Source organism: Rothia nasimurium (genome assembly GCF_035916755.1).
Lineage (GTDB): Bacteria > Actinomycetota > Actinomycetes > Actinomycetales > Micrococcaceae > Rothia.
Genome location: NZ_JAYWIX010000001.1, coordinates 205,453 through 217,812 on the forward strand (window position 1 = coordinate 205,453; position 12,360 = coordinate 217,812).

Annotated in this window: 10 protein-coding genes and 6 tRNA genes; 11 read left to right on the plus strand and 5 right to left on the minus strand. The window is 59.7% G+C overall.

The window, feature by feature from the left end; translation table 11 throughout:
- The first annotated feature begins 307 nt into the window (after positions 1-307).
- Complete coding sequence (gene dxs, locus VSX42_RS00895) at positions 308-2,284, plus strand: 1-deoxy-D-xylulose-5-phosphate synthase (RefSeq protein ID WP_326502550.1); 1,977 nt, start codon at positions 308-310, stop codon at positions 2,282-2,284.
- Between the two features lie 346 nt (positions 2,285-2,630).
- Here dxs and VSX42_RS00900 read toward each other — a convergent pair whose 3' ends face one another.
- The 3 genes from VSX42_RS00900 to msrB form a co-directional block, all read right to left on the minus strand.
- Positions 2,631-3,128 (minus strand): Rieske (2Fe-2S) protein, encoded by a 498-nt coding sequence (locus tag VSX42_RS00900; protein ID WP_326502551.1) that lies wholly within the window; start codon positions 3,126-3,128, stop codon positions 2,631-2,633.
- Between the two features lie 9 nt (positions 3,129-3,137).
- Positions 3,138-4,409 (minus strand): HRDC domain-containing protein, encoded by a 1,272-nt coding sequence (locus VSX42_RS00905; protein ID WP_326502552.1) that lies wholly within the window; start codon positions 4,407-4,409, stop codon positions 3,138-3,140.
- Positions 4,410-4,481: 72 nt separating this feature from the next.
- Positions 4,482-4,904 (minus strand): peptide-methionine (R)-S-oxide reductase MsrB, encoded by a 423-nt coding sequence (gene msrB, locus VSX42_RS00910; RefSeq protein WP_326502553.1) that lies wholly within the window; start codon positions 4,902-4,904, stop codon positions 4,482-4,484.
- A gap of 83 nt (positions 4,905-4,987) precedes the next feature.
- On the opposite strand from msrB, the gene VSX42_RS00915 reads away from it, so the two are divergent.
- Positions 4,988-6,316 carry a lipase gene (locus tag VSX42_RS00915; RefSeq protein WP_326502554.1) on the plus strand — a complete coding sequence of 443 codons (1,329 nt, stop codon included), beginning with the start codon at positions 4,988-4,990 and terminating at the stop codon, positions 6,314-6,316.
- On the opposite strand, the gene ybaK is transcribed toward VSX42_RS00915, so the two are convergent.
- Positions 6,254-6,748 carry a Cys-tRNA(Pro) deacylase gene (gene ybaK, locus VSX42_RS00920; protein ID WP_185173059.1) on the minus strand — a complete coding sequence of 165 codons (495 nt, stop codon included), beginning with the start codon at positions 6,746-6,748 and terminating at the stop codon, positions 6,254-6,256. The two genes, VSX42_RS00915 and ybaK, sit on opposite strands and share 63 nt — an antisense overlap.
- A gap of 234 nt (positions 6,749-6,982) precedes the next feature.
- On the opposite strand from ybaK, the gene zapE reads away from it, so the two are divergent.
- Positions 6,983-8,041, plus strand: a complete 1,059-nt coding sequence (gene zapE, locus VSX42_RS00925; RefSeq protein ID WP_326502555.1) for a cell division protein ZapE — start codon at positions 6,983-6,985, stop codon at positions 8,039-8,041.
- Here the strand turns inward: zapE and VSX42_RS00930 are convergent.
- Positions 8,038-8,607: a GNAT family N-acetyltransferase gene (locus VSX42_RS00930; RefSeq protein ID WP_326502556.1), complete on the minus strand. Its 570-nt coding sequence runs from the start codon at positions 8,605-8,607 to the stop codon at positions 8,038-8,040. The two genes, zapE and VSX42_RS00930, sit on opposite strands and share 4 nt — an antisense overlap.
- A 228-nt stretch (positions 8,608-8,835) precedes the next feature.
- On the opposite strand from VSX42_RS00930, the gene VSX42_RS00935 reads away from it, so the two are divergent.
- The 8 genes from VSX42_RS00935 to VSX42_RS00970 all read left to right on the plus strand — a co-directional run bounded on the left by VSX42_RS00935 (position 8,836) and on the right by VSX42_RS00970 (position 12,357).
- Positions 8,836-8,908: transfer RNA gene (locus VSX42_RS00935), tRNA-Gly, on the plus strand.
- A 24-nt stretch (positions 8,909-8,932) separates the two neighbouring features.
- Positions 8,933-9,004 (plus strand) — tRNA-Val (locus VSX42_RS00940).
- 33 nt (positions 9,005-9,037) lie between these two features.
- Positions 9,038-9,113: transfer RNA gene (locus VSX42_RS00945), tRNA-Gly, on the plus strand.
- A gap of 210 nt (positions 9,114-9,323) precedes the next feature.
- Complete coding sequence (locus VSX42_RS00950) at positions 9,324-10,988, plus strand: ABC-F family ATP-binding cassette domain-containing protein (RefSeq protein WP_326502557.1); 1,665 nt, start codon at positions 9,324-9,326, stop codon at positions 10,986-10,988.
- Between the two features lie 49 nt (positions 10,989-11,037).
- Positions 11,038-11,110, plus strand: a tRNA-Gly gene (locus tag VSX42_RS00955).
- A 49-nt stretch (positions 11,111-11,159) separates the two neighbouring features.
- A tRNA-Cys gene (locus VSX42_RS00960) sits at positions 11,160-11,233 on the plus strand.
- A 1-nt stretch (position 11,234) separates the two neighbouring features.
- Positions 11,235-11,306: transfer RNA gene (locus tag VSX42_RS00965), tRNA-Val, on the plus strand.
- Between the two features lie 223 nt (positions 11,307-11,529).
- Positions 11,530-12,357: an MOSC N-terminal beta barrel domain-containing protein gene (locus tag VSX42_RS00970; protein ID WP_326502558.1), complete on the plus strand. Its 828-nt coding sequence runs from the start codon at positions 11,530-11,532 to the stop codon at positions 12,355-12,357.
- The last annotated feature ends 3 nt before the right edge of the window (positions 12,358-12,360 follow it).

Consider the following 12,360-nt stretch of genomic DNA (forward strand, 5'->3'; position numbering starts at 1 on the left):
GGGGCTAGTGAGGGAACTAGCCTGGTAATGATTCAGTCTCACTGTGACCTAAATTTGTGTGCCAGTACACAGTATGAGCTGTTGAACACTGATACTAGCGGCTCGTATATACATTTGAAAAGCGCCACGCGTGATGAAACCTAACTGAAACACAAGCGCTACGCTACTTCCCACACTGTGAATCGCTAAACCAGCACTGAGCGGGTAAAGTTACTTAATTGCAACACACTAGACTTTTGACCGGTGACTGCCGCCCACAGCTACAAGGACGTTGGAGCGCAGCTAGCCGGTGAACGGGGGAGTAATCGTGGGACTACTAGAAACTATTGGTGAGCCGAGCGACCTGAACGCTCTGAGCTCTGAGCAGCTCACCGAGCTTGCCCAAGAGATTCGTGAGTTCCTCGTTAACAATGTCTCGCGAACCGGCGGGCACCTGGGACCCAACCTGGGTGTTGTCGAACTGACCTTAGGTATCCACCGGGTCTTCAATTCCCCCCAAGATTCCATTGTCTTTGATACCGGCCACCAGTCCTACGTTCATAAGCTGGTGACTGGCCGCCAGAATTTTGAAACCCTGCGCCAAAAGGGCGGTATTGCAGGTTACCCTGAGCGCGCAGAATCTGACCACGATATCGTTGAGTCCTCGCACGCGTCCTCATCTCTTTCATGGGCAGACGGTATATCCCGCGCCTACCAGCTCACCGGTCAGGACAACCGCTACACCGTAGCCGTCATTGGCGACGGTGCACTCACCGGCGGTATGGCCTGGGAAGCGGTCAACAACATCGCAGCGGATAAAAACCGCAAGGTCGTCATCGTCGTCAACGACAACGGCCGCTCCTACGCCCCCACCGTTGGCGGCTTTGCCAACCAGCTGGCTGCCCTGCAGCACGAACTGCAGAACCGTCTCGATAAGGTGCGTCTAGATTCCCGTTACGAGCGCACCTTGGCAGCTGCCCGCACAAAGCTTCAAAAGGGCGGCTCGGTAGGCCAGATGATTTACCGCGGCCTGCACGGCATGAAGGCCGGCATCAAGGACGTCATGGTGCCCGGCGGTATCTTCGAAGATCTCGGCATGAAGTACGTGGGCCCTATCGACGGGCACGACCTCGAAGCCGTAGAAACGGCCCTGGAATCCGCTAAAAACTTTGGCGGGCCCGTCATCGTGCACGCCATCACCGAAAAGGGGCACGGCTACGCGCCGGCCGTCAGCGATAAGGACGACATGTTCCACGCCGTCGGCGTCATCGACCCCGACACCGGCGAGGCCCTGGCGAAGTCGTTCGGAAAATCCTGGACCAGCGTCTTTGCCCAAGAAATCAAAGACATCGCCGATGAACGCGACGACATCGTCGGTGTCACCGGCGCTATGCTCATTCCCGTCGGCCTCAAGCCTATGGCTGCTGCCCACCCCGACCGCGTCATCGATGTGGGTATCGCCGAACAGCACGCTATCGCTATGAGTGCGGGCCTGGCCTACGGCGGCCAGCACCCCGTGATCGCCCTCTACGCGACCTTCCTCAACCGCGGCTTCGACCAGCTGCTCATGGACGTCGCCCTGCACAAGGCCGGCGTAACCATCGTGCTGGACCGATCCGGCGTCACCGGCCCCGACGGAGCCTCCCACCACGGCATGTGGGATTTGGCCCTGCTGCAGTTCATCCCCGGCCTGCACCTAGCAGCACCCCGCGACGCTGTGACCCTGCGCGAAGAACTCCGCGAAGCTGTCGCCATCGAGGACGCCCCCACAGTGGTGCGCTACCCCAAGGGCTCAGTGGGCGCCGACATCCCCGCCCTTGAGCGCCTGGCAGACGGCACGGACGTCCTTGCCCTCCACGGCGAACCCAACCCCGAAAGCGGCCAGCGCGACGTGCTCATCATCGGAGTCGGTGCCTTTGCCCGTCTCGCTCTCGATACTGCAGACCTACTCGCCGAGCAGGGCGTGAGCGTAACCGTCATCGACCCCCGCTGGGTCATGCCCGTACCCGCCAGCGTAGTAACCCTCGCCGGTGAACACCGCATCGTCGTTTCCATGGAGGACGGCGTGCGGGCAGGCGGCGTAGGATCCCGCATCCGTCAAGAAATGCGAGCAGCCGGAATCGATACCGCCCTCAACGAACTGGGCTTGCCCGCCGAATTCATCAAGCACGCCGAACGCGGTGAAATCCTCGAAGAAGTCGGGCTTACCCCCCAGAAAATTAGCGCCGATATTCTCGCACATCTCGCCGGTAACATGGTGCCCTTCGCCCGCACCGAAGGGGAGAAGCCGAAGCACACTAGCTAAGTGATGGTTAAGGGTGGGGGGACTTCTTTAAAAGGGGATGAAGTAGACTCGCAGCGAAGCTGCTGGCTCGATGGAGTGGGCGGATGAGCACCAGCTTCCGCCCACAGGCGACAAAGAAACTGGTGCGAATCATCTGAGCGAAGCGAAGATGCAGCACACAAGAGCGAACGGAATCCGCCGCAAGGCGGGGCGTGAATCGCTGGTGATGAGCACCGAGATTCCGAGCGCGCGAGGAAAATAAATCTCGGTGCGAATCTGGCGAGCTTGCGAGCCAGTTAGCGAACCAGCAAGAGGGTAGGCAGCGAACGCGAGTCTACTTCACCCCCCCCCCAAAAAAACTCTTAGCTTAGGAAACCCAGATCCTGCCGTCCTTGACCTCCACCGTGAACTCGGGCAGGGCGGTTTCTGCTGGGCCTCCTTGAACCGACCCGTCCTCCAGCGAGAATACTGAGGCGTGGCAGGGGCAGGTCATGGTCTTTTCCTTCTGTGCGTTCAGCTGGCAGCCCTGGTGGGTGCACACCGAGGAGAAAGCGTGGAAGGTGCCTTCGGTCGGCTGGGTAATCATGACGGTTACCCCGTCGTTGTTGGCCTGGATGACGCCACCTACGGGAACGTCCTCAACCGCGGCCATGTCGGTGGCCTGCGCCGGGCGGCCGTCGCTGGCGGTCAGGCTCTCAGACTCGTCAGAAGAACCGCAGGCAGTCAGCAGCGCGGCACCGGCGGCCAGACCCGCAGTTCCCGCTACCGCCTGGCGGCGGGTGAGCCCGCGCCCACCGACCTCGGCCTGCTCAGCGGGGGTGGGGGCATCCTTGTTTTCCTTCTGACAACCACAGGTCGTGCACATAGTTGAACCTTACTTTGTAGATGAATGTCTAACCCGGGCAAAAATATCAGCCAGGTCAGGGGCTATAAGTTCAATCTGCCACTGGCGTGCCCCAAGTTCAAGCAGGGCTACCCTAAGTTCCTCAGCGGACGACCCGGCAGGCGGGTCCCAGCACAGGCGGCGCAGCACATCGGGGGCAAGGACGTTCTCCTGCGGCATGTTCATGCGCTCGCCTGCAGCGAGCACCGCAGGCTTTGCCTCAGCAATGAGCTGGGCAGATTCAGGACGCTTGACCTCCCAGGCTTTCAGCGGTGGGGGACCGGACGCCGGGGTCGTGAAGGGGACGGGCTCCGCCTCCTTCTTCGCGTCCGCTAGGGCCTTCAGCCAGCGCGGCGCCTCCCGCTTGAGAGCACGGGTTTGAAAGCCGGGAATCTGCAAAATAGCCGGGACGGTGCGCGGCATCAGCCGGGCGGCAGTAATCAAGGACGCGTCGGGTAGCAGGCGCTTGGGGGCAACATCCTTCTTCTGTGCCAGGTGTTCACGCTCGTACCAGAGGTTCCGCAGGGCGGTGAGCTGGCGGCGGGTCTTCAAATCGCGAATGCCCTTGGTCTTGCGCCAGGGGTCGGGCTTCTCTTCACGCTCAGGGTGCTCGCACACGTAGCGGAACTCCTCAAGCGCGTAGGCCAGCTTGCCTTGGGCCCGCAGCTCATCTTCCACCGCATCGCGCAGATCAAGCAGAATATCAACGTCCAAAGCGGCATAGTTCAGCCAGGCGGCGGGGAGCGGGCGGTGGGACCAGTCCACGGCAGAGTGCTCCTTGGCCAGCTTGTAGCCCAACAGGTTCTCTACCATGTACCCCAGCCCGACGCGCTCAAACCCGGCCAGGCGTCCGCCCAGCTCGGTATCAAAGAGGGCATCGGGGTACATGCCAATCTCCGCCAAACAGGGCAAATCCTGGGTCGCGGCATGCAAGACCCACTCAGCCCCGGCCAGGGCGTCATTAATCAGGGTGAGGTCGTCAAAACTCTCGGGGTCAATCAGAATCACCCCGGAATTACCGCGCTTGAGCTGCACCAAAAAAGCTCGCTGACCATAGCGAATTCCAGAAGCTCGCTCGGTATCAACAGCAACCGGGCCGCTCTCGGCCGCCAAAATATCGGCAACGCGGTGCAGGCCGCGTTCGGTGTTAATGACGCTCGGCGTGCCTCCCTCAGGCTCGTCGAGATACACCACCTCGGGGATACTAATCCCCTCAGGTAAATCAAACTGAGAACCTGTTCCCCCTACAGGTTGCGCCACCATAAAACTCCCTCCCGGTGGAAAACTACCTCCCTATTATGCCAGCTTTACCCCGCTGGCTGGGGCCAGTGAACCCTAACCTTCGACCGGCTTCTCGTGCAGCGTCAGGCTAATTGAGTTGATGCAGTAGCGCAGGTCGGTGGGGGTATCGTAGCCCTCACCCTCAAATACGTGGCCCAGGTGGGAGTCGCAGGCGGCACAGCGCACCTCAACGCGCACCATGCCTAAAGAGCGGTCCTCGATGTAGCGCACCCGGTCAGCAGCGAGCGGCTCAAAGAAAGAGGGCCAGCCGCAGTGGCTCTCAAACTTCTCGGTCGACCGGAACAGCTCGGTACCGCAGGCCCTACAGGCGTAGACGCCCTCGGTGGTGGTGTCCCAATACTTACCGGTAAAAGCTCGCTCCGTACCGCCTTGGCGCAGCACCGCGTACTCATCGGGGTTCAGAACTTCCTTCCAGTTCTTGGCAATGGCACCAAGGCCGGGCAGAGAATCACTCATGGCTTGCTCGCTTTCATCACGGCGGTATCTGTGCACCAGTATAAGCGGGCGCAGCGGGCTCTTATTCCCGTAAACTGGACATTATGGCTACTGAGCACGCACACCCAACACCCGCCCGCACCCTCACCCTAGCTACCGTAGCGGGGGTTGCCGGGGCCGCCGGAGCGACCCTGGCCTGCGCCGCTGCCCTGGGCACCGCAGGAATCGCCACCCATTTCGCCCGCAAAATCGTGGTTCCTCCTAAAGCGCCGGTTGAGGACGTCCGCGTGCACTCCCTGGGCTACAGCAGCGCCGATATCGCCGAGGGGCAGCAGCCTACCAGCATCCGTATAGATGCCACCGAACGTACCCTGGCACCGGGGCACTACGGCTTCTACTTCTCGGGCGGGGCGGGCTTTGCCCTGCTGGGGGAGCTGACCTCCTACCTGCCGGGGGATAGGACCGTGGTGCGGAGCATCGAAAAAATTTACCGGGGCACAATGGCAGATATAAAGCGCGGACGCCTGACCGGGGTCGTTGCCACCGACCCCGCTATGGCCGGCTATCGGGCTGAAGATATTGAACTGTCCCTGCCGGTAGGCCCCGCCCCTGCATGGGTCGTACACCCCGGGGCGGCACTGGGCGAGCAAATAACGGAAGGCCAAGCAACTGGCGAATCCGGTACCCCTGAACCGAGCGACACCTGGGCCATCATGGTGCACGGCATGGGCGCAACCCGCGCCGAAACCCTGCGCGCCCTCGACGCCACCCAGGCCCTGGGCCTCACCAGCCTGCACATGAGCTACCGCAACGACCGCGAAGCACCCGCCAGCGAAGACGGCCGCTACGGTCTGGGCTTCACCGAATGGCGGGACGTCGAAGTTGCCATCGACTATGCCCTGGCCCACGGCGCTCGCAGCGTAGTGCTCTTTGGGTGGTCTATGGGCGGGTCAATCTGCATGCAGACCGCCGACCTGGCCCGTAACCGCCGGGCTATTCAAGCCCTGGTGCTGGACGGCCCTGCCCTGGACTGGCTTGAGCTCATCCAGTACCACACGCACCTGAACAAGATCCCGCTGCGCATCGGTCAGCTGGGTGTACAGATGATCACCCACCCCGCCCTCAGCACCCTCACCGGGCTGAAAGAACCCATCAGCCTGCAACAGATTTCCTGGCCCCACCGGACAAGCGACATTACCGTGCCCACCCTGATCATGCACTCGGTCGATGACACTTATGTGCCCTACCAGCCCTCACAGGCTCTGGCAGAGCTATCGCCCCTAGTGGACTTTGTACCCTTCGAAAAGGCCCCTCACACCAGGGAATGGAACGTAGACCCGCAGCTCTGGTTCGACACCGTCACCGGCTGGCTAAGCAGCCGCAATATCGGCGTAGGCCCCCTGTGTCAGCGCAACCAGGTCATCGGCAGCTAGCTCCACATCCAGGCCGCGGCGCCCTCCCGACACCAAAATCGTGTCAAAAAGCTGGGCGGTTTCGTCCACCAGGGTAGGGTGAGCCGTCTTCTGCCCCAGGGGAGAAATACCGCCCACCACATACCCGGTGCGCTTCTCCGCCACATCGGGGGCAGCCATCTTCGCAGACTTCCAACCCAGCGCAGCCGCAGCGGCCTTCACGTTCAGCTTGCCACCCACCGGCACCACGCAGACCGCAAAATCCTTCTCGTGGGTAATCATCAGGGTCTTAAAAACCTGCTCGGGGGAGCGGCCCAGCTTTTCAGCAGCCTCCAGGCCAAAGTTGGTTTCACCGTCCACATGCTCATACTCACGCACCTCAAAAGCGGTACCGGTCTGCTGCAACAGAGCCAGAGCAGCCGTAGCCGCCCCCTTCTTCTTCGCCTTCGCCACCGTTTCTCTATCCCTTTCACTCACGTCAATAGGTATGCACCTACCAGCCTAAAACGAGAAGCCGCCCACCGGCGTCCGCCCAGAGCCTGACCAGCAAATCTGTGAACAAGCCAACCGGCTTAGAGTCAACCCCGCACTAACCCCACCGCAACATTGGGCAACCTGCCCACCAGCTACTAGACTGTGGGTGTACGAATCACCAGCGCACCGTCGCGCCCAAGGGAAAGACCACACGTGGCAACCTACACCCACCTCACCGACCGCACCCCCCACGTATCAGCCGACGAACTCCTCTCAGGGTTCAGGCCCTCAGAACGCTTCGGTGAAGTGTCTTTCAATACCTACCGTCCCGACCCCGCCCAGCCCTCCCAGCAGGCAGCAGTCGATGCCCTGCGCGCCTTCGGCGAAACCATCAACCGCGGCGGATCAACCAGCGGGGGCGGCTTCTTTGGCAAACTCTTCGGCGGCGGCAAGAAGAAGGACGACACCAAGGCCGGTCTCTACCTCGACGGCGGCTTCGGCGTGGGTAAAACCCACCTGCTCGCCTCCCTCTGGCACATGGTAGAAGGGCCCAAAGCCTTCGGTACCTTCGTCGAATACACCAACCTGGTCGGCGCCCTGACCTTCCGCAAAACCGTCGAAGCTCTCTCTAACTACAAGCTGGTCTGCATCGACGAATTCGAACTCGATGACCCCGGCGACACCGTGCTCATGTCCCGTCTCATGCGCGAACTCGCCGAAGCAGGCGTCAAACTCGTCGCCACCTCCAACACCCTGCCCGGCGCCCTCGGCGAAGGTCGCTTCGCCGCAGCCGACTTCAAACGCGAAATCCAGGTACTCGCCGACCAGTTCGACGTGCTGCGCGTCGACGGTGAAGACTTCCGCCACCGCGGCCTACCCGCCGCCCCCGCACCCGTCGCAGATGCTGATTTCGATTCCCTGGTCGATAGTCGTTTCGACGGGCTTGGCACCGTCGCTATCGACGACTTCGAAGCCCTCATCGACCACCTCTCCCGCGTGCACCCCTCCCGCTACCGCCAATTCATCGACGGCCTCGACGCCATCGCCTGGCGCAACGTCACCACCATCACCCAACAAGCAGTCGCCCTGCGCTTCGTCGTCCTCGCCGACCGCCTCTACGACAAAGACCTCCCCATCATCGCCTCCGGCGTACCCTTCGACCGGGTCTTCACAGAAGAAATGATGACCGGCGGATACCAGAAAAAGTACTTCCGTGCGGTTTCACGCCTCACAGCCCTGGCGCGTGAGGGGATGTTGGACGATAAGGCCTAGCCGGGGAAACCCAGCTCAGCCCAGCGGTCACGCGTCAGCTCAGCGGCGCGCATATCAAGCAGGGGAGTGGAGCCGTCCTCAAGCGGGCGGCCCGGCTCGCTTTTCACCAAAGTACGGAAATCCGTAAACCCAACCCTGTGAGCCACCCGCTCGGACGCCTCGTTATCAGCAAGCGCCTTCCAACTCAGCCGGTCGAGGCCCAGTCCCTGGGGGTCCAGGGCAAAGCCCACCACCATACCCAGGGCCTCGGTCAGAAACCCCTGACCGCGACTACCCGGTGCTAACCAGTAGCCGACCTCAGCCGAAGAACCCGTGACGTTAAACAGGCTCACCACACCGGCAAAAACCCCGCTCGCGTCAATACCCCACACCAGCTCATGCCCGCTCTCGCTCGCCTGATGGGTGTAGGCAACGAAATCACGGGCAGTCTCTTCCGTATAGTTCAGGGGTACGGATAGGCAAAAGCGAATAATATCCGGGTCTTGGCAGGCCTGAGCCATCGTTGCTGCATCGGTCTCGCGCAAGGGGCGCAAAGTGAAACGTTCGGTGAGAAGCTGGGGGTGCATGAAAACTCCACGACGAATAGAAGTGTTTTTTACAGTGTACGTACCCAAAGATGTGGTGCAGGGCATAGAAGAAAAATTTTGAGCTGGGTGGGGCTGTGGCGGTAAAAACCGCGAAAACACGCGGTAAAAAAGGGTTTACGTGAAGGTGTGTTCCGATTTGGCAGGAGCTAGAAAAGAGTGTAAAGTATTTACTCGTTGGTTCGGTTCCCCACGGAACTGAAACACAATGCGGTTGTAGCTCAGTTGGTAGAGCACCACCTTGCCAAGGTGGATGTCGCGAGTTCAAGTCTCGTCAACCGCTCGCAACACTCCTTGCGAGTGTTATGCGCGATTGGCGCAGCGGTAGCGCACTTCCTTGACATGGAAGGGGTCACTGGTTCGATCCCAGTATCGCGCACTGGATGAAAATCCATTGCAAATAATTGCATATGCGGTTGTAGCTCAGTTGGTAGAGCACCACCTTGCCAAGGTGGATGTCGCGAGTTCAAGTCTCGTCAACCGCTCCACGTAAGCCCCGACTCAATGAGTCGGGGCTTTTTTGCATCGCTATCCACCACTTGATAGAGTGTCCACTATGTATTTCGCAGCAGCTATCGCTAAGCCCTGGACCCGCCGCTAAAGGCGGCTTACACCTAGGGTTCAATCTCTTTAGCCGCCGTTCCATCACCCCAGATGAACGGGTACATAGTCGTACCCTCAACGGACTAGTAGAGAATATGCGAAACAACAAACATCACCCCGAAGAACCTCAAACATTAGGCTTCGTTACTCACCAGAGCGGAACATCCACCACCGCACACATCAAAGCAGAAAACATCTCTGCCACTAGAGGCGGAAAAATACTGTTCTCAGATTTAAACCTGACAATATCGGCAAATACCAAGATGGCCATCGTTGGAGAGAACGGTGCAGGGAAAAGCACCCTGCTCAAAATACTGTCAGGCCTAGAAAACCCTGACCTGGGTGAAGTGGCATCTCAGGGGACAATCGCTTTTGTTGGGCAGGATATGCCATTGGTTGACCATCAAACTGTAGGCGACCTTATCAAACTATCCACTCAGCATGCACATACAGCACTTGCAGACCTCGACAGAGCGTCAGAATTGCTCGCGCTTGGTCAGGAAGGCGCAGAAGCTGCCTACGCTCAAGCGCTAGAAAAAGCCAGTGCACTGGAAGCGTGGGATATTGACAGAAAAATCGACCAAGCGCTCCATGGACTAAAAGCGTGTACAGACCGATCCCGAAACCTTAGCACCCTGTCGGTAGGTCAAAGGTACAGAGTAAGGCTTGCTGTGCTTCTTGGCGCCGGGGCAGATGTTCTTCTGCTTGATGAGCCGACTAATCACCTAGACAGAGAATCAATTGAATTCCTGACTCAGTCTTTGCAGGAGCTAAAGAACGGATTTGCGGTAGTTAGCCATGACCGGCAACTCCTTGTTGACGTTGCGCAGACTTTCTGTGATCTTGACCCGTCACTACACGGGGTGCCCCAGGTCTACTCTGGTGGTTACAAAGGGTGGCAGAAGGGAAAACGAAAAGATCGTATTGCGTGGGAGAAAGCCTATCAAGACCACATCAACCGCAAAGAAGAACTGAAACAGGCGGTGGAAGAAGCAGGAGCTAGGTTGCAGACAGGGTGGCGGCCGCCCAAAGGGACAGGTAAACATCAGCGGGCAACACGAGCTGCGCATCATGTCAAAGCCTTTAAGCAACGTCTTAACGAGCTGGAAAGCTATCACATTGAAGTCCCTGAGCCTCCGAGTATTCTGCAGTACCCAGAGGTACGGATCCAGAAAGATAAGCTAGTTCTTGAAGCTAGCGATATCGCATATCTGGGGCGCAGTGCTCAGGGCGTTAGCTTATCGCTAAGGACCGGGCAAAAGATCGTGGTGACCGGTGGAAACGGGACCGGTAAATCAACCTTGATTTCTATGCTGGCAGGGGAGCTTGCCCCCACAAATGGCAAATTGGCCGTAGCGCCCGATGTGAAGATGGCCCTGTTGTCGCAAGAGATACCCCAATGGAACCCGGAGCTAACTCCAGAAGATGTGTATCGGCAAAGCCTCATTCAAGCAGGTACCTACGCAGAGTATCCGGACACGCCGACTCTAGAAAGCCTGGGACTACTGACCAGCGAAGCGCGTACCACCCGTGTTGAGCAGCTTTCCGCTGGCCAGCAAAGGAGACTCCACTTGGCAGTCATAATAGCCCAACGTCCTCACGCCCTGCTGCTTGATGAGCCAACCAACCACCTATCAATGACCCTGCTCGACCAACTTATACCCCATCTCAGGGGGACCCAGTCGAGTGTCGTTGTCGCAACTCATGACCGGTACCTTCTTTCCAAGATAAGTGACTGGCAAGAAGTACGCCTGCAATAGTCTCGCCAGGTTGAAAGACCACCTACCCTTGTGTATAGTTATTCGAGTTGCGGTTGTAGCTCAGTTGGTAGAGCACCACCTTGCCAAGGTGGATGTCGCGAGTTCAAGTCTCGTCAACCGCTCTCTCGAAAACAACTCGTTTTCGCAACTCAGACCACGGTCTGAGCGTGTGGTGGGGTGGTCGAGTGGTTAGGCAACGGTCTGCAAAACCGTGTACGCGGGTTCGAATCCCGTCCTCACCTCCACGCGCGATTGGCGCAGCGGTAGCGCACTTCCTTGACATGGAAGGGGTCACTGGTTCGATCCCAGTATCGCGCACAAAGAAAGGCTCCCCGGCTTCGGCCAGGGAGCCTTTAGCGTATAGCAGCCACTGGTTCTCCAAGCTCGCAGAGCTCGCTTATTCCGCGGCCTCTTGAGTGCTCGCGCGCTCGCACCCGGCCGCTCCATCCATTAACGCGCACAAAGAAAGGCTCCCTAGCTAAAGCTAGGGGGCCTTTTGCTTACCCCGCATCATTAGAACACACTGTGCAAGACTAGAACCATGCATCTCACCGTCACGCACTTCGGTTATAGCCCCCTCAAAGGTGCCCGCCACCAAGCGCGCACCACAGCCGAGATCACCGCGTCCGGCCCCCTCTACAACCGCCGCTGGGCCCTCGTCTCACCTGCCGACCGCACCGTGCTTCGCACCGTCGCCCACCCGGCCCTGATGGGTATCACCACCGACCTCACCGCCCGCGACGGAAAGGCAGAGCTCACCCTGCACATACCCGGGGCAGGTAGCTACACAGTCCCCGCCCTCACTAGGGCTGCCACCAGCACCTTCACCTCCTGGGGCGCTGAGAAACAGCTTGCGGTCTACGACCACCCGGTCAACGAAGCCCTCAGTGCCTACCTAGAGAAGCCTGTTGCCCTGGCCTTCGCACCCCGACAGAACCTGGTATACGCCGGGGCCTTCTCGCTCATCGGCACCGCCACCCTGGCCGAGATTGCCCGCCAGCTTACCCCCGAACAGCCGCCGAGCCCGGATGAGATAGCGGCCAGGCTGCGCTGCAATCTGGTGGTAGAAACCTCAACCCCCTACATTGAAGATAGCTGGCAGGGGAAAACGCTTACCCTCCAGGCAGGATGCGGCGTGCCGGCTGAGCTGCACGGCCTGCAGCTAGTTGCCGGTGAAGGTATCGGCAGGTGCGCCGTCATCGACGTCCAGCCAGACACCGGTCAGCGTACAGCCCGGCTGCTCAAACTTCTGGCCTGCTACCGGCCCCGCAACCTGCGCGGTGAGCCAACGGCGGGTATATACGCGAGCCTCGCAGCTGCCGCGCCGGGTCTGCCGCTCGGCCCTGTAAAGGGGGATAATAAAGGGTAAAGA